General features: G+C 58.9%; 18 protein-coding genes and 1 pseudogene. 7 read left to right on the plus strand and 12 right to left on the minus strand.

Annotation, left to right across the window (positions count from 1 at the left end):
* Window positions 1–1,128 (plus strand): RNA-guided endonuclease InsQ/TnpB family protein (locus NW805_RS08755; RefSeq protein ID WP_414422266.1); only part of this gene is annotated, 1,128 nt, incomplete at its 5' end.
* Window positions 1,129–1,338: 210 nt separating this feature from the next.
* Here NW805_RS08755 and NW805_RS08760 read toward each other — a convergent pair.
* Complete coding sequence (locus tag NW805_RS08760; protein ID WP_011433036.1) at window positions 1,339–2,589, minus strand: LL-diaminopimelate aminotransferase; 1,251 nt, start codon at window positions 2,587–2,589, stop codon at window positions 1,339–1,341.
* Window positions 2,590–2,856: 267 nt separating this feature from the next.
* Here NW805_RS08760 and NW805_RS08765 point away from each other — a divergent pair.
* Together NW805_RS08765 and NW805_RS08770 are read left to right on the plus strand one after the other, a co-directional pair.
* Window positions 2,857–3,084 (plus strand): annotated as a pseudogene (locus tag NW805_RS08765) (hypothetical protein); the annotation flags it as partial.
* Between the two features lie 235 nt (window positions 3,085–3,319).
* Window positions 3,320–3,682, plus strand: a complete 363-nt coding sequence (locus tag NW805_RS08770; protein ID WP_414422300.1) for a hypothetical protein — start codon at window positions 3,320–3,322, stop codon at window positions 3,680–3,682.
* A 13-nt stretch (window positions 3,683–3,695) separates the two neighbouring features.
* Here the strand turns inward: NW805_RS08770 and NW805_RS08775 are convergent, their stop codons facing one another.
* The 4 genes from NW805_RS08775 to NW805_RS08790 all read right to left on the minus strand — a co-directional run bounded on the left by NW805_RS08775 (window position 3,696) and on the right by NW805_RS08790 (window position 8,884).
* On the minus strand, window positions 3,696–4,874 hold the full coding sequence (locus NW805_RS08775) for a DUF3326 domain-containing protein (RefSeq protein ID WP_414422267.1): 1,179 nt from the start codon (window positions 4,872–4,874) through the stop codon (window positions 3,696–3,698).
* A 53-nt stretch (window positions 4,875–4,927) separates the two neighbouring features.
* Window positions 4,928–6,484 carry a protoporphyrinogen oxidase gene (hemG, locus tag NW805_RS08780; RefSeq protein WP_414422268.1) on the minus strand — a complete coding sequence of 519 codons (1,557 nt, stop codon included), beginning with the start codon at window positions 6,482–6,484 and terminating at the stop codon, window positions 4,928–4,930.
* 78 nt (window positions 6,485–6,562) lie between these two features.
* Window positions 6,563–7,873 carry a homoserine dehydrogenase gene (locus NW805_RS08785; RefSeq protein WP_011433040.1) on the minus strand — a complete coding sequence of 437 codons (1,311 nt, stop codon included), beginning with the start codon at window positions 7,871–7,873 and terminating at the stop codon, window positions 6,563–6,565.
* A 204-nt stretch (window positions 7,874–8,077) separates the two neighbouring features.
* Window positions 8,078–8,884 (minus strand): GvpL/GvpF family gas vesicle protein, encoded by an 807-nt coding sequence (locus tag NW805_RS08790; protein ID WP_414422269.1) that lies wholly within the window; start codon window positions 8,882–8,884, stop codon window positions 8,078–8,080.
* Window positions 8,885–9,119: 235 nt separating this feature from the next.
* Here NW805_RS08790 and NW805_RS08795 point away from each other — a divergent pair, with 235 nt between their 5' ends.
* Window positions 9,120–9,758, plus strand: coding sequence for a DUF3318 domain-containing protein (locus tag NW805_RS08795; RefSeq protein WP_414422270.1), 639 nt, complete (start codon window positions 9,120–9,122; stop codon window positions 9,756–9,758).
* On the opposite strand, the gene surE is transcribed toward NW805_RS08795, so the two are convergent.
* Complete coding sequence (gene surE / locus NW805_RS08800) at window positions 9,690–10,472, minus strand: 5'/3'-nucleotidase SurE (protein ID WP_414342104.1); 783 nt, start codon at window positions 10,470–10,472, stop codon at window positions 9,690–9,692. The two genes, NW805_RS08795 and surE, sit on opposite strands and share 69 nt — an antisense overlap.
* A 186-nt stretch (window positions 10,473–10,658) precedes the next feature.
* Between surE and gap the strand changes: the two genes are divergently transcribed.
* On the plus strand, window positions 10,659–11,672 hold the full coding sequence (gene gap, locus NW805_RS08805; RefSeq protein WP_414422271.1) for a type I glyceraldehyde-3-phosphate dehydrogenase: 1,014 nt from the start codon (window positions 10,659–10,661) through the stop codon (window positions 11,670–11,672).
* A 132-nt stretch (window positions 11,673–11,804) separates the two neighbouring features.
* On the opposite strand, the gene NW805_RS08810 is transcribed toward gap, so the two are convergent.
* Window positions 11,805–13,103, minus strand: coding sequence for an AmpG family muropeptide MFS transporter (locus tag NW805_RS08810; protein ID WP_414422272.1), 1,299 nt, complete (start codon window positions 13,101–13,103; stop codon window positions 11,805–11,807).
* Window positions 13,104–13,290: 187 nt separating this feature from the next.
* On the opposite strand from NW805_RS08810, the gene NW805_RS08815 reads away from it, so the two are divergent.
* Window positions 13,291–14,033 (plus strand): IS5-like element ISSoc13 family transposase gene (locus NW805_RS08815; protein WP_414421590.1). Its coding sequence is split into 2 segments (ribosomal slippage): window positions 13,291–13,609 and window positions 13,609–14,033, totalling 744 coding nucleotides; the frame shifts between segments, so codons are not numbered across the junction.
* A gap of 195 nt (window positions 14,034–14,228) precedes the next feature.
* Here the strand turns inward: NW805_RS08815 and NW805_RS08820 are convergent.
* From NW805_RS08820 to NW805_RS08835, 4 genes are all read right to left on the minus strand, one after another.
* Entirely contained in the window at window positions 14,229–15,197 is a 969-nt protein-coding gene (locus NW805_RS08820) for a Gfo/Idh/MocA family protein (RefSeq protein ID WP_238376973.1), read from the minus strand.
* Between the two features lie 180 nt (window positions 15,198–15,377).
* Window positions 15,378–15,998 carry a (2Fe-2S) ferredoxin domain-containing protein gene (locus NW805_RS08825; protein ID WP_414422273.1) on the minus strand — a complete coding sequence of 207 codons (621 nt, stop codon included), beginning with the start codon at window positions 15,996–15,998 and terminating at the stop codon, window positions 15,378–15,380.
* Complete coding sequence (locus tag NW805_RS08830) at window positions 15,982–16,260, minus strand: Asr1405/Asl0597 family protein (RefSeq protein ID WP_414422274.1); 279 nt, start codon at window positions 16,258–16,260, stop codon at window positions 15,982–15,984. Before NW805_RS08830 ends, NW805_RS08825 begins: the two co-directional genes overlap by 17 nt.
* Window positions 16,261–16,383: 123 nt before the next feature.
* Entirely contained in the window at window positions 16,384–16,935 is a 552-nt protein-coding gene (locus tag NW805_RS08835; protein ID WP_414343201.1) for a Dps family protein, read from the minus strand.
* Between the two features lie 422 nt (window positions 16,936–17,357).
* Here NW805_RS08835 and NW805_RS08840 point away from each other — a divergent pair, with 422 nt between their 5' ends.
* Window positions 17,358–18,485: a YcjF family protein gene (locus tag NW805_RS08840; protein ID WP_414422275.1), complete on the plus strand. Its 1,128-nt coding sequence runs from the start codon at window positions 17,358–17,360 to the stop codon at window positions 18,483–18,485.
* On the opposite strand, the gene NW805_RS08845 is transcribed toward NW805_RS08840, so the two are convergent.
* A complete protein-coding gene (locus tag NW805_RS08845; protein WP_414382178.1) occupies window positions 18,477–19,481 on the minus strand; it encodes a glycosyltransferase family 2 protein in 1,005 nt (334 codons plus the stop codon). The genes NW805_RS08840 and NW805_RS08845 overlap by 9 nt on opposite strands.
* Between the last annotated feature and the right edge of the window lie 5 nt (window positions 19,482–19,486).

Raw genomic sequence — 19,486 nt, forward strand, 5'->3', positions numbered from 1 at the left:
GCGACAATGGATGCCTTTGTGCAGGCGTTGAACTGGGTCAACCAAAACACACCAGAAAAAGTAGTCAACGCAGTCAAACTCCAATCCCTTTGCTATTACCAGATTCGCGCTCGGTTTGGCTTGTCCAGTAATCTGGCCCAGCAGGTCTGCAGACGGGTGGCAGGCGCTCGCAAAGTGGCGAGACAGCGCAACCGTCCAGTTAAAGAGTTCAAGCGTAGGTTCGTTACCTACGATGCACGTATCTTCTCGTTTCGCGAGAAAGACTGGACAGTGTCGCTTGCCACGGTTGATGGAAGAGAACGCTTTGAGCTAGCCATTGGCAACTACCAGAGGGGAATGCTGGCTGGCTCTAACCCCAAATCGGCCACCCTAGTCCAGCGGAAGGACGGCTCCTACTCCATCCAGATTTGTGTCGAGGCAGAGCCCCCCAAGCAACAGAACACCGACAAGGTGATTGGTGTTGACCTGGGACGGCGAGACATTGCACATACCTCCGAAGGAGACAACTGGAATGGACAGCAGCTGAACAAAGTCCGAGATCACTACTGTCGGTTAAGAGCGTCTCTTCAGCGCAAGGCCAGTAAGGGCACCCGCAGTTCGCGGCGCAGATGCAGAGAACTGTTGCAACGGCTGTCTGGCAAGGAGAGACGCTTTCAAACGTGGGTCAATCATCGCATCTCCAAAGCTATTGTCTCTAGGGCAAAGACCACAAACAGCGCTATTGCCCTGGAAGACCTGACAGGGATCCGGAAAAGAGTCAATCAACAGCCACGCAGCAAAGCCGAGCGGCGCAGGGCCAACAGTTGGGCGTTCTACCAACTACGTCAATTTCTGGAATACAAGGCGAGGGTTGCAGGGGTTTCTCTGATTCTTGTGCCGCCCGCCTACACGTCGCAGACCTGCCACAAGTGTTTGCACATCCATCCCGACCCTGCGCAATCCTACCGCAGTGGCAAGTCGTTCAAGTGTGGGCACTGTGGATGGGAAGGGGATGCGGATTTGAATGGTGCGAATGTGATTGCGCTCTTGGGGGCTGTCGTAAACCAGCCTAGAGGTCCGGGCTTGTTTTGTTCTCTGGTAGAGCAGAACAGGCTCAGGGCTACTGAAAGCCCGCTCCGTACCGCTTAGCGGTCGGAGCCGGGTAGTTTACGAGCTGCAGTCGAAGCGGCAGTACCCGGAAAGCCGAAGGGGAAGCTGGCCCAGTTGCTGCGTTGCAGGCAAAAGGGTTCGCGGCGGTATCGCCGACTGGTTCGTCATCTTTCCTGTCGGGCCCAAGCTGTTCGCCTCTGGCGGCGGGGAGCGCTTGAAAGAATCCTCGCCCTCTGGGTCAAGACTCAATTAACCAACGGCTCCAGCCCCCGCAAACACGCTGCCAATGCGGCGCATTGCCTCTTCCACGTTGGCGCGGCTGTTGAAAGCGGACAGGCGCAGATAGCCCTCTCCGGCGCTGCCGAAGCCAGAGCCAGGGGTACCCACCACATGGCAGGTGTGCAGCAGCTTGTCAAAAAACTCCCAACTGCTCAGCCCATCGGGTGTTTTCACCCAGACGTAGGGGGCATTCACGCCGCCATAGACTTGGATCCCCACTTCGGCCAACTGCTGGCGAATGATGCGGGCATTTTCCAGGTAAAACTGCACCAGACCTTGCACCTGCGCTTGCCCCGCTTCGGAATAGACCGCCTCCGCCCCCCGCTGCACAATGTAGGACACCCCGTTGAACTTGGTGGATTGACGGCGATACCACAAGCTCCACAGATCCACCCAGGATCCATCGGCAGCTTGCCCCCGCAAAGACTTGGGCACCACCGTAAAGGCACAGCGGGTGCCGGTAAACCCAGCGGTTTTGGAAAAGGAGCGGAACTCGATGGCACATTCCCGCGCCCCTGGAATCTCGTAAATGGAGTGGGGGATCCCGGGCTCGGTGATATAGGCTTCGTAGGCGGCATCGAACAGGATCAGGGAGCCGTGGGCACGGGCATAGTCCACCCAGTTTTGCAGATGCTCCCGTGTGGCCACTGCGCCTGTGGGGTTATTGGGGAAGCAGAGGTAGATCACATCCACCTTTTGGCTGGGCAGGCTGGCGGTGAAGTGATTTTCGGCAGTGATGGGCAGATAGACCAGGCCCTCGTATTCGCCGCGTTCGTTGGCCGGCCCCGTATGGCCCGCCATCACGTTGGTGTCCACATAAACCGGATAGACAGGATCCGTGATGGCGATGGTGTTGTCGTGGCCGAGGATATCCAGGATGTTGCCGCAATCGCACTTGGAGCCATCGGAGACGAAGATCTCGGAAGCGTCGATATCGCAGTTGCGGGCCTGGAAGTCGTGCCGGGCAATGGCCTGGCGCAGCCACTCGTAGCCCTGCTCTGGCCCATAGCCGCGAAAGGTGGCCCGTTCCCCCATTTCCTCCACCGCCCGGATCATGGCCGTTCGACAGGCTTCCGGCAGCGGCTCGGTGACATCGCCAATGCCCATTTTGATAATTTGAGCTTCGGGATGGGCGGTGGCAAAAGCCTGCACCCGCCGGGCGATCTCGGGAAAGAGATAGCCGGTCTTGAGCTTGAGGAAGTGGTCGTTGATCCTGGCCATGGAGGTTTGCCGAAGAGGAGGTCATCGGCTTTTCAGTGTAGCTGTTCGCGCTAGCGGGACGGAGCCCTTAGCCGGTTCCGGGCCAGAACTCTTCTACGTCGCGGTTCCCCTGCCCATAGCAACAACCCCGGCGGAGGCGGGACGGAGTAGGATGCTACCTTGGCAAAGATCCTTTGGAGAGCAGGGATGAAGCAGCAGAGGGGAATGGCTCGGCACGAGAGGTGGGCGGTGGGCCTGTTGGCGATCTGGGTTTGGCTGAGCTGGGGGATGGGGGCCTGGTCTGCTCCCCTTTGTCGGGATCCCCTCTTGCTGCGGCAGATCTTGGCAGCTCTGGGCCGTCCGGAGGTGAAGGTAGAGGAGGTGGCCCTTTTTGATCCGGATCAGTGTCTTGTCCAACTGGTGTTGGATCGCCAGGGGTTGAGCGGCTCCTTGCCGCCCGAAATAGGCCAATTTCGCCGGTTGCGAGCCTTGTCCCTCAGCCACAACCAACTTTCCGGCCCCCTGCCGCCCGAGCTGGGGCAACTCAGCCAGTTGGAAAACCTGTTTCTCGACTACAACGAATTCTCCGGCTCCATCCCATCCGAGCTGGGGCAGCTGCGCAACCTGCGCGGCCTGTTTTTGGATCACAAACCAGCTCTCTGGGCCTATTCCCCCCCAGCTGGGGCAACTGCGCCACCTGGAAAACCTCATCCTGCAAAACAACCGCCGCAGCGGCACCCTTCCCGGCCAACTGGGCCAGATGAGCTCCCTCAAGGGCCTGTTTTTGGATCGCAATCAGCTCTCTGGGCCTATTCCCCCCCAACTGGGGCAACTGCGCCACCTGGAAAACCTCTACCTGTCGGACAATCGCCTCAGCGGATCCCTGCCCCCCGAGCTGGCTCAGCTGAATCAGTTACGGGATCTGCGCCTGGCACGTAACCAATTCACGGGAGAACTGCCGACCTTTTTGGCAGAACTGCCCCGACTGGAGCGGCTGCACATCGAGGGAAACCCCGGCCTCTGCTTGCCGGCCGCCCTGTCGGAGTGGTTTGCCGGCCTAAACCCGGCGGATCCCCTGCCGGCTCCCATCTGCTCATGGACTCCGTCCCGCTAACGCGACCGGTAGCCTACTGGGACTCCGTCCCGCTCAAGTGCTCCGCACCGCGACCGCGAACGGCGCAAGTGTGGGATCCCAGCTTTTCCGGGGTGGAGGGGGAGAGCCGTAGCGACGACCAGGCCACTCCTGCTCGATGGGCCACCACCACTCCAATCGCCTCTAGATAGGAGGTTACCGATACATGAGGGATCCCCAACTGGCGGGGATGCACCTGCATCACGGTGGTGTTTTCCTCGACGGCAATGAAAAGCGGAGGACGGGCAAGGACTCCGTCCGTTCGCGTCAGCGGCGGAGCATTGTGGCGCAGTCGCGACAGCGTTGCGCCGCAATAACGGCTGGCCAGGTGCAGCAAGCCAGGCCCCCCAAAGGCAGTGGCCGGGGCAATGACGCTGTCCACCTGCTCTGCTGTCAGGTCGCCCGGTTGGGCGGGATCCCCGCTCTTGACGAACTGGGGAGCGTAGCTGAGGCCCACCAAAACCGAAGGCAAGAAGGTAAACCCCACCTCTTCAGCAGCAGCGCGGGGGTGAACCGGCTTGGGGAAAGTCTCAGGGTAGAAAGCGGGGGCATGGGCACAAGGGATCCGCAACTCCCGCACCACCAGGTGGCTGATCAGGGCTTCGACGCCGGCCAGGGGATCCACCCCCCTTCCCTGCTCGTACTGGCTGAAGTCCAAGTCATCCGGAAAGCGGGCCACCACGGCAATGGCCTCTGCCCCCAGGCGAACCAGCTCCTGGGCAGTCTCCAAGAGAGCATCAGGCTGGGCCAGGGATCCCTGGCTGGCTCCTGAGGGGGAGAAGCCGACGGAAACGCCCAAGGGTTGGCGGGTCAAGCGCCAGGGGCCAATGTTGAGCCCCAAGGTGGCCTGAGCAGCCTGCATCACCTGCAGGTGGCGTTGTTGCAGATCGGGGGGGATCCCGGCATCCAGCACCACCCCAACACAGTTTTGGCGCACTGGCCGCAAATTCCACACCCCCGCACAGAACTGATCCAGGCCGTACCCTTCCACGTACAACACGTTCCCCATCGGCCAAAACAAACTGGCTCCGTTTAACACGTTGGGATGGGTAATGACCCGCTCTGCGGCTGCTGCCAGGGTGCGGGCAACAGGCAGGGCATCCCCGGCAAAACCACCGATGCGGGCACCAATGCCGGTGGGGATGACCAGGAGGCTGGTGTAGGGATGGCTCATGCTGCTATGTCTACAGCACTCTATGCTGCTACACGCGAACGGGAACCGCACCGCTAACGCCGGACGGACAGGATCTGCTGGGCTAGGGCCTCGGCCCGCCGCACACAATCTCCCAAGGCCACGCCATCCAGGTAGTTGGCACACACCCACACCCCTGGGGTTTGGTCGGCCAGGCTGGCCTGCAATTGGGCAATCCGCTGCCGGTGGCCAAGCGTATATTGCGGGATAGCCTGGGGCCACAGGCGCTCTCCCAGGCGGATGGGTTCGACAGGGCGGGTGAGCAGGATCTGGCTGAGTTCTGCATGCACAATTTGGGCCCGCTCGTCAGGGGAGAGCGCCGTAATGGGCGGGATCCCTTTCTGGCGGGCAAAAGCCGCATCGGTAGCTCCCCCGATGAAGCTGATCAGGCAGTGATAGCCCTGAGGAGCCCGCTCTGGGAAGAGGGAGGAGGCCCAGATGGTGCCCAGGGTGCGCAGGCCCTGAGAGCGAGGGATCAGATGGCCAAACCCTCGCAGCGGTTGGGGGAGGGCTTCTTCTGGATAGGCCAAAGCCACCACCGCCACAGGCGGGTAGGGGATTTCCCTCAGCAGCCGGCTGGCCTGGGGGTTGAGATCCTGCAGGAGGGTGGCAGCAGCGTAGGCAGGGAGGGCGAGCACCACCTGTTGAGCCGCCACCCAGTGGATTTCTTCTGGGGCCGTGTGCTCTGCACCGCTGTCGTGTATGACGAAGCCCACCCGGTAGCCCGTCTCATCCCGCTTGAGATGCACAGCCCGCCAGCCCAGCCGCAGCGCACTGCCCAGTTTCTGGGCAATCGCCTCAGGTAGCTGCTGCAACCCCTGCCGCAGGTTACCCAGTTGGCCCCGCTTGGGAGGAGGTTGGATAGGGGAGTTGCCGCTGTCCTGGTGACGGGTTCGCGGGAGCGTCGCGTAGCGATAACGGCTGCGCAAAGCCTGCACAGCACCGGCAAAGAGGCTGCCGTAGCGTTCTTCCAAGCCGGCAATGCGGGGGAAGGCTGCCAAGGCGCTGAGCTGATCCGGATCCCCGGCATACACCCCTGAGGTGAAAGGTTCGACCAGCCGCTCTACCACCTCGGATCCCAGTTGCCGCCGGAAGAATTGCCGCACCGTTTCCTCTTTGCCCGGCGGTGGCGCGACAAACCCCAACAACCCACGTAAGGCCCGCAACTTGCCGCCCACGCTCAACAGCCGCGAGCCAATTGCCGCAGAAGGGCTCAGGGGCACCGGCAGCAGCGCTTTCTCCCAGTAAACGTAGCGGGGCAGCTTGGCATCGGCCAGCACCAGGTGCTCCGCCAAGCCCACCTCGGCAATGAGGTTAAGCAGGGCGGGGACGGGGGTAAAGCTGTTGGGGCCCTCTTCCCAGCGATAGCTGTCTTTGGATTGGGTGGAGATACAGCCCCCCACGCGGGAGCTGGCCTCGGCCAGGAGCAGCGGCTGGGTGGATTCATCCTTGGGGGATAAGCCCTGTTGTAATCGCAAGGCCAACGTTAGGCCGCTGATGCCCGCCCCCACCACCACCACCTCAGCCTGCAAGGACTGCGTCCTACCAAAGTGCTCCGCACCGCTATCGCGAACGCGAACAGAAGGGTTCATCTTTTGGGTTCCAACGGGTTTTCCGATCCTCATAAGGGTCAAACAAATGTGCTCTGCGCCGCTCGCGGGTCTACGCAGCTAGCGCAGCACCCGAAATAGGCTGGGGATCCCGGCTACCTGGGGCAGTTGTTGGATCTCGGCCAGCGCCTGCCGGCAGTCGGCCTCCCGGACGGTGTGGGTGAGAATCACAATCTCCGCCTGCTCTTGGTGACATTCCTTTTGGGTAATGCTCTCCAGGCTAACCCGGTGGCGACCGAAGCAGGTGCCAATCGCCCCCATTACCCCCGGCTGATCCTGAGCCAACACCCGCACGTAAAACTCCGACTCCAATTCCGAGAGAGGGATCAAAGAGGCGGCAGCGGGGAAGCAGGAGAATCCCCACAGCGGATTGGGGGCATCAGCCCCCGTTTGCCGGTGGGCAATCAGGGTCAGCAGATCGCCAACAACGGCACTGGCAGTCGGCCCCCGCCCCGCCCCCGGCCCCGACAGCACCACCTGCCCCAAAGGATCCCCCTGCACCAGGACGGCATTGTCCACACCGTTGATGTTGGCCAAGGGGTGGGTAGAGGGCAGAAGGGTGGGGTGAACCCGGATATCCAAAGCCATCTTCGCTGCCTCCCCGCCAGAGTTGGCCCTTTGGGCGATGGCCAAGAGCTTGAAGGTGTAGCCCCACTCGCGGGCATAGCGAATGTCGGTGGGGCTGATGCCGCGGATCCCTTCGCAGGGGATGGCTTCCCGCTTCACAGACACCCCGAAAGCAAGGCTGGCCAAAATGGCGATCTTGTCGGCGGCATCCCACCCTTCCACATCGGCGCTGGGATCCGCTTCGGCGTAGCCGTGGGCCTGGGCCAGGGCCAGGGCTTCCTCAAATGAGCTGGCCGCCTGGGTCATCTGGCTGAGAATGAAGTTGGTGGTGCCGTTCACAATGCCCCAGACCGCCTGGATGTGGCTGGCCTGCAGGGACTGTTGCAAGGGCTGCAGAATCGGGATCCCGCCCCCGACTGCCGCTTCCAAGAGCACCGAGACTTTGGCTTGGGCTGCCGCCTGAAAGATCTCCTCCCCGTGGCGGGCGATCACCGCTTTGTTGGCTGTGATCACCGGTTTGCCGTGGTCAAGGGCTTTTAAGATCAAGGTGCGGGCCGGCTCCAAGCCCCCCATCAGCTCGATGACCACGTCGATTTCCGGATCCGACACGATTTGCTCCAGATTGGTGGTCAGGCGCTCAGGCGGGATCCGCACTTGCCGTGGCTTGTCCAAAGAGCGCACCCCCACCGCCGCAATCTCAACCGACTGCAAGAGAGGATGCCGGGGTTGCTGCAGAATTTGCACAACACCCGTGCCAACCGTGCCCAGCCCCAATAGCCCAACTCGTTCGCGGTAGCGGCGCATAGCGCTTTAGACCACAACTCTTCCTTTTGCCTGCTGTTCCCGTTAGCGGGACGGAGTCCTTTGCCCTGTGAGGGCTCCGCCTCGCCAATGCAAACAGGAAGCGGACGGGATCCCCTCACCATTATCACGCTTGGATCCACGCTCTGCTAACGCGACCATGATCCGCATGCAGAGCACTTTGTTCGCGCTAGCGGGACGGCGTCCTTAGTTGGGATCTATACACTTGTCCGCCAGAGAATCCCGCAAGGCACGGACAAAGTGATAGGGGGGCAAAGGGGCGCTCCAATCCAGTTGCCAATGGGGGTGCTGAGCCAGCCAGGTTTGGGTGAGCTGAAGGGCGGCTTCCCACTCGGCAGGGGTGAGCAAAAAGTAGAGCCGCAAGGCCTCTCCCGGTTGGGGATCCACCCTTTGCACAGGCCAGGTGGAAGGCCAAAGCTGCTGTAGGGCTTGCTGCTCCTGCTCTTGCTGCTCTTGGGCTTGTCGTTGCTGGAGATAAGCTTGCTTGCGGGCCAAAAGATAGGCTGTTCCGCTCAGGGAGGACTGTGGCTCCGGTTGGGGCTGAGGTCGAACCCTTCCTTTGAGACAATACTCGGCCCGCCCCCCAATGGCTGCCAGGGCTTGTTCGTATTCCGCTTGCCGGGACAGCAGGTGGGATCCCAGCTTTTCTGCTGAGAGGAAGCAGGTGCCAAAGCGCAGGGGCAGCACCGGCATCTGGGCGAACAGCCGGCAGATCACCTGATCGTGGCGCAGGGCAGAACGCACCAACACCTCATCCGACACTTCCAGCGACTCCGGATCCGGCATCGGCTCCACAGCAGCGGCAATTCGGCTGCCTGCCGGGGAGAACACCTGCACCGACCGATGGATCCCCTCGGTTTGCCGGATGAAGGGCAAAAGTTCTGGAGCTGGCTGCGGGAAGAAGGCGTAGGTGTAAAGGGGGCTGTTGATACTCTGCTCATTCCCGTCAGCAGTACGGAGCACTTGGGGTTCTGGCTGAGCTGGGAAGGTCATGGTCTCGGATTTAAGACGAGTAGGTAAGACGGGTAGGCTCGCCTTCCCAGTCTACGCAACCTAGGATTGGGATCTTTGAAACCTACAGGGTTCCACCTATAGAGTTCCACGGCCAGCCTGGAGATGCGATAGACTAACCTCGCATTGGTTCTACACAGGGCTGTGGTGTCGGGGGCCGGAACAGGGCCTGTTTTTAGGCGGGCTCCCCACCCCAACCCCCCCAACAGGTGAGGCCATGACCAGCCGCCCAGATTTCCAACCCTTCGAAAAAGAAGAAACCGAACGGTTGCGGGATCTGCTCCCCGCTTCTTTCCGACCCTTGATTACCATTGTTCCCCACTTCGGGGGCGAAGCCCTGCTCATCTCCCGCCGCAAAGCCCCTTGGCAGCCCCAGGGCACAATTGCCATCGATTTTCGCCGTTGGCAAGGGATCCCTCAGCCGCAGCGGGATCTGTTGTTTCTGCGGGAGGTGGGATGGCTGGGCAACCGCAATTGGTTGCAGCCGGGGTTTTACCAATCGCTGGCCTTGATGGGGGGCATCACCACTGTTGCGGAGCTCTCTTTGCAGCACCCTTTTTCCGCTCTGTTGGCAGGTGGCATTACAGCTCTCTCCGTCCGGCAGATCTGGCAAAACCTGAACCGGGAGAGCGCCCATTTCGACGCCGATGAATTTGCCCTGCGCCGTGCTCAGTTTCGCGGCTACACCCGACAGGAGGCCGCTCAACACCTGGCAGATGCCATAGAACAGGTTCTGAAGCTGGATCCCACCGTTCGCGACAGCGGCGAAGCATCTATCCTGACGGCGCTACGGCTGCAACGGCTGAGAACCATTGCCCGCAACCTGGCTTCTACCCCCCCCAGCGGAAACGCCTGAGGCCAGTTGCACTTGGGTGATGGCCACCCGACCGGAGAAGCAGATGTCGGTATCGGTTTGGGGATCCCGAGCGCGCTCCGCATAGCGGCCCTGATAGCGAAACCACAGCGACTCTGCCCCATTTCCCTCTGCTTCCACTGCATAATCGAGCGGCAGGGGTTGGGTGCAGAGGGGACAATAGACCCGCTCCGGCAGAGGGGATCCGGCGGGCAAGTGAGGCAGGTTCACATTCCAAAACGCCCCCCTGGGCAGGGGTTGTTCCATCAGCTCCGCCAAGATTTCCCGCGTCCACCGCTGGGCTTGCTCCCAGTCGATGGGTTGGCCCCCTGCTCGGTATTGGGAAATGGCAATTCCCGGGATCCCGCGCATCGCTGCTTCCCGTACCGCCGCCACCGTTCCCGACAGATACACATCCGATCCAAGATTTCCCCCCTCGTTGATACCGGAAAGCACCCAATCCACCGCTGGGGCCAGCTTGAATAGGGCCACCCGCACACAGTCGGCAGGGGATCCCTCGACGGCAAAGGTGCGCTCGCCGCGGGCCAAGGCTCGAAAAGGTCGCCCCGTTGTCACCTGGTGGCTGCAGCCGGAAATCGGTTGGTGGGGGGCCACAATCCAACAGTGTTCTTCCGGGATGAGAGAGTTGAGGGCCAACTTGAGGTTGGCCAGCCCGGCAGCCTCGATGCCGTCATCGTTGGTCAGCAATACCTTCATTCCTACTTTTCCCTTCTGCCGGCAACTTCTTGGGTGAGTCCTTTTGCAAGTCCCAGTGGCAAATCTGGAGATCTTGGGTGCAAAGGCGATGTGGATCCCGTTCTTCTTCTACCCTATCCATAGGGGGTAGCGTCTCCCATGCCGCGTCCCTCGACCCACGGTATGAACTGACACTGGAGGATTGCGATGACCACACGGGTAGCCATCAACGGATTTGGTCGCATTGGGCGGGCCTTCTTGCGGGTGCTGCTGTCTCAGCCAGCTCGGGAGCTGGAGGTGGTAGCAGTCAATGACCTGACCGAACCCGACAACTTGGCCTATCTGCTCCAGTTCGACTCGGCCTATGGGCGCCTTCCCCAAACCGTGAGCGCGGTGGACGGGCATCTGCAAATCGGCAACCACCTGAAAGTCCGGGTTTTGGCAGAGCGGGATCCGGCGCAACTGCCCTGGAAAGATCTAGTTGACCTGGTGGTGGAATCAACCGGCTTGTTCACCAAACGAGAGGGGGCGGCCAAACACCTGGAAGCCGGGGCCAAAAAGGTGATCATCTCTGCTCCCGCCAAAGGCCCCGACTTGACGGTGGTGATGGGGGTCAACGACGACCAATACGACCCGGAGCGGCATCACATCGTCTCCAATGCTTCCTGCACCACCAATTGCTTGGCGCCGCTGGCTAAGGTCTTGTTGGATCGCTTCGGCATCGAGACCGGCTTTCTCACCACTTGCCATGCCTATACCGCCACCCAGGCAATTGTGGATCGCCCGGATCCCAAAGATTATCGGCGGGGCCGCTCAGCAGCAGTGTCGATTGTGCCTTCCACCACCGGGGCCGCCACGGCAGTGGCCGAGGTTTTGCCCGCCCTGAGAGGAAAGATGGATGGCCTGGCGTTGCGGGTACCCACCCTGACGGGCTCGATCGTGGACTTTGTGGTGCGTACCGAGCAGCCCATCACCAAAGAAGCAGTCAACCAAGCCTTTATCGAGGCTGCAGAAGGCCCGCTGCGCGGCATCCTGGCCATTGCTCCACCGGAGATCGTCTCGGCGGATATCGTCGGGGATCCCCACTCTTCCATTGTGGATTTGGGATCCACCCTGACCTTAGGGGATCGCACAGTAAAGGTACTCTCCTGGTACGACAACGAGTACGGCTATGCCGCGCGGCTGGTGGATCTGGCGGCCAAAATCGGGGCTGCGCTGTAGGCAACCATCCCCGTTGCGTTCAAGGCAAGGCTACCGTCAGCAGCGAAGAAAGCAGGGCAGAGATAACGGGCTGCTCATTCGCCACCATGGGGTGGAAAGGCCAACGGTAGACACAGACGGCTGGAGGGGCAGCTACGGTTCAGAGGCTTCCCCTTTTGCAGCCGTGGCCAGGGCTGCAGTCGATGAAGGGGGGCCGAGCCACAGCAGGATCACCATTGCCGGAGCGGCTGTCATCGCCGTGATCAGATAAAACAAAGGCCAATTGACCGCAGCCGCCAAATAGCCTGACACAGCCCCGGCCAAGGTTCCCCCCACGGCAAATACACTGGTGAGCAAAGCATACTGGGTGGCACTAAATTGCCGGTCGCAGAGGCTCATCAAAAAAGCCAGAAAAGCAGCCGTGCCCATGCCCCCGGCCATGTTGTCGAAAATGGTTGCCCCCAGCAGCAGCGGATAGTTTTGCCCCACCAACCCAATCGCTCCCAGGCCCAAATTGCCGATCCCTTGCAAGGCTGCGAAAATGAACAGACAGCGGTAGGTGCCGATGCGGCTGACCCACTCCCCCCCCACAAAAGCCCCAGCCAAGGTGGCCAACAAGCCTATCCAACTGCGGATAATGCCCAGATCGCTGGTGCTAAACCCCGTCTGCAACAAAAATGTGGGGGTCATTTGCCCTGCCAAGCTATCCGGCAACTTGAAGCAGACCACAAACAGCAGGATCGCCCAGGCCAAGCGGTGCCGCCAGAAAGATTGAAATGGCTCGATGATGGCCGACCGCAAAGAGGTAGGCTTGAGGGCGCTGTTTTCCGGCTCAGGGGCCAAAAACGAGGTAATCAACCCGATCAACATCAGCAGCGCCATGATCCCGTACACCTGCCACCAGGGCAAATAGTCCGCCAAGATCAAGCTCACGCCACTGCTGACCAACAGCGCGATGCGGTAGCCGAATACGAAAATGGCTACCCCTGCCCCCATCTCCCGCTCTGCCAAGATATCGGTACGGTAAGCGTCCACCGCGATGTCCTGAGAGGCGCTCAAAAAAGCCACCAGCAACCCCACCAGAAAGATCGGGCGGGTGAAAACTGTGATGCCCGGCCAAGTCTGGGACAGCTCTTCCCATCCCAAGGCTTCCAGCCAGGTTTGGGTCGGATCCTGAAAACCCAGTAGCCCTATGCTGAGCAGCAACAGCACCTGGGTCAGGGCCATCCACCCCCGCCGCCGACTGCCCCGCAGGGATCCCGGTGCCGGCAACAGAAATCGATCCAGAACAGGCGACCACAAGAACTTAAAGGAGTAGGGCAAATTGAGCAGGTTAAACAAGCCGATGGCAATGGTGGTCAAGCCCGCTTGGGTCAGCCAAGCATTCAAGGTGGTGTTGATCAGCAGCAGCGGCAAACCCGAAGAAAACCCCAACAGCAGCAGAACGCCCATCTTAGAGCTGCCGTAGACGCCCAACATCCGCCTCAAGACGCTTGCCCCCGCCTCAATCATGACTAGCCCTCCCCGCCATCCTGTCTATTTTCAGGGATCCCTGTATTGCCAGTATGGTCATTTCAATTAAACTAGGTCGTGTTGATCTTATGTTAGGATAGAGAGAGTAATTTATAGAGGAAAGAGGATGAAGTTGGTTTTTTTAGATGAAAACAAATGGCAGAAGATATTAGCTTTTTTACAGACAGAAGAGAGAGTTAACATTGGGAAAGAAGCAAACTGCAAACAGTTTATTGAAGCAGTTCTTTGGATAGCCCGTTCCGGTGCTCCTTGGCGCTACCTCCCAGAAGGATATGGCAAATGGTACACCATCTATCAAAGATTTCACCGGTGGAGTCGTGTTGGAGTGTGGGAACGGATGTTCAAGTATTTTATTGACGACCCTGATTTAGAGCATCTCATTATTGATTCAACCACGGTTCGAGCGCACTCCTGTGCTGCCGGAAAAAAGGGGAGCAAGCTTTGGGGAGAAGCCGAGGCGGATACAGCACCAAGATTCATGTGAGTGTAGATGGGTTGGGAAATCCGCTGGAATTGAGAATAACTGGCGGAGAAAAGAGCGATATTACTCAAGGGGAAGAATTGATAGAGGGCTGGCAGAGAAAGGATACCAAAGTAATTGGGGATAAAGGATATGATGCGGATAAGTTGATTAAGAAGATAGGGGAAGCTCAAGCGGTTATTCCACCTAAAAGGAATAGAAAGACGCAGCGGCATTATGACAAGCATCTGTATCAAGAGAGGCATTTAATCGAATGCTTTTTTCATAAGTTAAAGCAGTACCGGCATCTATTTTCTCGTTTTGACAAATTGGCCAGGAACTTCTTGAGTTTTCTCTATCTCGTCAGTGCTCTCTTTTGGCTCAAATGAAAGATCAACACAACCTAGGGCACTGCACCCACACCTAAAACTCTGAGTGCAGCAGGCTATAGGGCTTTTCAAGGACTCCGTCCCGCTGGCGCGATCAGCAGCCCAGGCGTCTCACCTTAACCTGAAATGACCATAACATCCCAGTGAAACTCCCCATTGCGTAGCTCCCCTCTCTCAAGGGGAGAGGGACTTCCCTTAGGGCCAATCCTGAACGCAAACCACCTGCTGGGTTTGGGCAGATCGCTCGGCTGCCTCGGCCACCGCCAGGGCGTGGAGCATGTTTTCAGTATGGATATAGAGGGGTCTGCCGTGGCGCAGGTGATCCAGCACCATGCGGGTGTCTTGCTCGAACAGGCCGTGGCGGGATCCCGTCTCTAGAGGGTGGGCGCTGCCGGGCCGCAGCAACGTTGCCTCTTCGCCGTTGATCAATAGGCCCCCCCGTTGACCGTGGAACTCCAGTAGCCGCTGCGAGCACCACAGGGAATCCCCCTTGCCATAGGTCAACACCGCCAGCAACCCACTGGCAAAACTCAGCTGGGCTGTGCAGTAGCAACTGCTGTAGCGGTGGGGCAGATCCGGCCCGTCGTAGCGCAGTTGGCAGCTCACCCGTTCTACCCTGCCCAACAAGTCCACCAAGCGGTGGATGCGAGAAACGGCCCCCATGAGGGGGAAGCCAAACAACTCAGGCCGATAGGTCCAGCGATCGGGGGCGGGGTGGGTGGCGGTGAGAGTGATGTAGCGAACGGCAAACAGCTTGCCCAACCCTTCCAGCTCTTGTTTCAGCAACCGGTGAACGCCGCTAATTAGCTCGATGTGTTCGACGTGCAGCAGCACTTGCCGCTCGGCTGCCAATTGCACCAAGGAACGCGCTTCGGCAGCGCTGAGGGCGAGGGGATATTCCACGACGGTGTGGATCCCTGCCTCCAGAGCAGCACGGGCAATGGCGGCATGATCCCGATTGATGGTGCTGACAAAAACCAGATCCAGCCGCTGCTCGCCCAACAGAGAAGACCAGTCCGAATAGGCGACGGCCCCCAACTCGGCGGCAAAAGCATCGCTCCGGTCGGGAGCTCGACCGGCAACAGCGACAATCTGCACTTGCCCATCTTTGCGCAAGGCCTCGGCCCGTGAGCGAGCTGCGTAGCCGGTGCCGATGATCCCCACCCGCAAGGTTTGTTCCCTCCCCTAGCCTGCCTCTGTCTGTAGCATCACACAGGAGGGATCCTTTGTACCACCCGGCAATCCGGATCTCGCTCCGCCTAGGTTTGCTGGAAAACTCCTGCTGCACCCTTTGATTTTGTGCCTACCTCACAGAGCTGTTCGCCGGTGGGGATCCCATGGGCGTTAGGAAGAAGCTGCTGCTTCAACCTCTTGGGGTTGCGGCGAGGAAAGCGGAAAATGCCGCTCCAACAAAGCCGGGATCCCCTGGGGGGAAACGCCGCTATAACGGGCTTTGTCGGGCATAAACACCACATGGGGGCCCCGTTTGCAATCTTTCATGCAGCCCACCCCCTGCACGCAAATCGAACCAGAGTAGGCGGCCAAGTGGGCGTTCAGGGCTTGCATCACCGCTCCGGCCCCACGCCGATAACAGTCGGATTTCTGGCAGACCAGCACCTTACCTTTGACCTTTGGGACAACCGGCTCCGTCTCACCCCCGGAAGCTGGAGCTGTCGTCAAAGACATACCCTCCGCCTTCTCTCCGAGGGGAACCACCCGGTAAAGCACCCATTTTTCTCGCCCTTTGTGCAGATCCACTTCTCGCTCCCCCGAGATCTGCACCGCATCGCCAGGTTTGAGGGTGCGGTAAAGGGCAGAACGCAGGGGCTTGGGGATCTTGCCGGAAAAAACGTCCGCTCCGGCTTGCCAACGCAGGTACTTGAGCTTGCCGTCTTTATCGGGAAGAAATCCCAAAAACTGGCCCTCCGACTCAAACGGGATTCCTTGCTTAGGGAACTTGCTCATCTTGACCCCCAGCCTCCGTGTTGAGCTGCCAACAAACCTCTAGGCCATCCAATAACTCCTGTCGCCGCGCTGTGTGCTGACGGATCACACTGCGCACCTGTAGAACAGCCAATGGAGTACTCACCTCCACCCGCAGACGACCATCTCCTGTACAAATCGCCGGGATCCCCAATTCCACTAACCGCCGACCAACGCGCCAGCGCTCGCCCAGAGGAATGTTCAAGAGATAGCCGCGCTCAGAGTCCAGAAAGACGGGGTTCATGGCCGGGATCAGCACCTCAGAGTAAAGAATAGTGAAGAGATGAAACAAATTCTCAATAGCCTTTCAAAAAAAAGCCAGAGGCCGGAAGCTAGGCAGGCTCAAGCCCACCTGTGGACCTTCTGGCTAGGCTCTGCCGTTCATCAAGCCGAACACCAGGCTGTCGTTGGCCAGGAAGTGATGGAGATGGAAGGCGCGATCCTCTGTCTTCAACAGGATCTGCTCGTAGAGGTAGCGGGTGGCCCGATCCCCAAGGCTCTCCGCCTGGGCTGCCTGTCGCCGCAGCAGATCGATGATGGCCTGCTCTGCCGCCAGGTCGTTCATCAACATTTGCCGCGCCCCAAAAGCTCCATCCGGCTCAGGGGTAAAGCAGCAAAGCTGGGCCAAGGTGGCAAAGCTGGCTACCGGCACACCTCCCAGCCCTTCTAGGCGTTCTCCCAGGTCGTGGACATGCTCCCTCGCCTGCTCGTAGTGATCTTTGAAGAGTTGGTGCAGCGGATAGAACTCAGTGCCTTCTACCACGAAGTGATGCTTCTGGTACTGCAAGTACAGCCCCTGGAAGCTGGCCAGCAGGGCGTTCATCCCCTCGCAAACCGGCTGGGTTATCTCAGTGCCAAGCAAGACAGGATTGTCGCGCACGCTGTTGAAAGACTGGCGCAGGGTTGAAGTTTCGGACATAAAACTCTCCAGCACAAGTTAAAAGGAGCTGTGAATCCTAGAGCGCCCGCCACAACGGGCCTGGGATCCCTGGGTGTTTGCCTCCAAATCTAGCATAGTGCAGAAAATGGCTCTTGTGAATAACTCTCAATAAACCCGTTGTTGCGGATCCCTTTGGAGTGGGATCAGGGCGCAGACAGATTGGCTCTTGGCTAGGTCAGTCTCCGGTATCGGAAGAAACTTGGCAGTAGGATCCGCCCTGAACTACCTTTGTGGGGCTATCGGCCTTAGGGGAAGAAGCAAGAAGCATGTCTCAGAAAAGCCCATCCTTCTTAGAGAAACTGACTGACCTAACCCGCCAAATTGTTGACCGTGCCCGAGGCATCCCAGAAGCTTCTGAATCTCTCGAGAAGCCAGAAGCCTTTAAGTCTTTCTGGAATTCGGTGTCTCAGATACTACAGAAGGACCTCCTAGAGGCGCAGACAGAGTTGGGCCACTGCAACATCCTGGTCATTGGCAAAAGCGGGGTGGGCAAGAGCACCTTGATCAATGCAGTGTTTAGAGATGAGCTGGCCCGTACCGGTGTTGGCAGCCCCGTCACCCGCCACATTCGTCAGTATTCCAAGCCAGGTTGCCCAATCACCATCTACGATACACCTGGCATGGAACTAGACGGTGAACAGAGTCAGCAAGTTCGCCTGGAGGTTTCCCAGCTTATCGAGGAGCTGCGCTTTAAGGATCCTGAACATCACATCCATGTTGTTTGGTACTGCCTCCACCACGAACTGAAGCGGTTGGAGGAAGTTGAACGCAAATGGCTAAAGGAGTTGGAACTCAAAGACGTTCCCGTCATCTTGGTCTTAACCCAATGCTTGGAATATCCCAATCCTGAAGAGAGCGAGTTTTTCCGGTATTTGCAGCATCAAAATTTGCCTGTCCGCTACATTGTTCCCGTTTTGGCCCGCAACAAGGCGATTAACCGGCAAATTACCATTCCTGCCCACGGGCTGGAGCACCTAATTGGCTGCACGCTAGAGCTTTTGCCGGAAGTGGCTCGCCTTGCCTTTATCCGCCAGCAATTGCTGCGGGTGGATCTCAAAGCCGAGGCTGCCTTTAAGTACGTATCAGGCTATGTGGCCAGTGCAGCGTTTATCGGGGCAGTGCCCCTTCCCTTTGCAGATGCCCCCCTGTTGGTTACAGCCCAAGCAGGCATGATTGCCAATATCAGCTTTATTTTTGGCTTCGAGGCTTCCCCTTCTTTTTACTACTCTTTGATAGCCGCTTTGGCAGGCACTACAATTACAACAGCAATCGGGCGAACGATTGTGTCCAACTTGCTGAAGATGATTCCCGGCCCGGGGATTGTAGGCAGCGCTATCCAATCCACTACGGCAGCCACCCTCACTCTCTCTCTGGGCCTGGCCTATATCGAGCTGATGAAGGCCATCGCCCGCGCCAAAATCCAAGGGATCCAGCTATCTCCAGAAGAGATGAAAGATATCTTTATACGCGAGTACCAAAGTTATGTTGCCTCGGGATCCAAAACTCTGAAAGATGACTTTTCATCCTAGCTTTTGCGTAGGTACTGAATCTAGGGCAGGGGAAGGTCGTGGGGTCTCAAACCCAAAGGTGCCATCGACCAGGTAGAGGGGGCGGCCTTTCACTTCTTCAAAAACGCGGCCTAAATACTCGCCAATCACGCCCAAGCTGATCAGCTGGATCCCGCCCAAAAACAAGATCATCACCGCTAAAGAGGCATAGCCAGGTACATCGGAGCCAAAGAGCAAGGTGCGGATGATGAGAAAAAGGCCATACAAAAAGGCTGGAACCGAGATCGCCAACCCTATGTAGCTCCACACCCGCAACGGCCAAGAGCTAAAAGAGGTGATGCCTTCTATGGCTAGGTTCCACAGCCGCCAGTAGTTCCACTGGGTTTTGCCGCGAAAGCGGGGGGCGCGATCGTAAAAAATGGCCGTTTGCCGGTAGCCCACCCAGGCAAAGATCCCTTTCATAAAGCGGGTGCGCTCTCGCAGCTGTTTAACTGCCTCCACCACCTGCCGATCCAGCAGTCGAAAATCCCCCGTATTGCGCGGGATCCGCACCTGGCTGAGTTGATCAATCAACCAATAGAAGCCGTTGGCTGTAAAGCGTTTTAGCCAGCTCTCCCCGCGGCGGCTGCGACGCACCGCATAAACCACCTGATAGCCCTGCCGCCACTGCTGCAGCATCTCCGGGATCAGCTCCGGCGGATCTTGCAAGTCGGCATCGATGGGAACGACAGCGTTGCCAGAGGCGTGATCGAGGCCGGCAGTAAGGGCGATCTCCTTGCCATAGCAACGGGAAAGGTTCACCACTTTGATACGGGGATCCCGACGATGGAAGGCAATGAGCTTTTCCAGCGTGTTGTCTTGGCTGCCATCGTTGACGCAGATAATCTCGTAGGGGATCCCCAGCGGCTCCAAGGTAAGTTGCAGGCGTTCGAACAGGTGTTCCAGGTTGTCCGCCTCATTTTTGCAGGGGACAACAACCGATAATTCAACCAACTCAACCGGGGGCTCAGACAACATCGAGA

Source organism: Synechococcus sp. W60.1, assembly GCF_047461575.1.
GTDB lineage: Bacteria > Cyanobacteriota > Cyanobacteriia > Thermostichales > Thermostichaceae > Thermostichus.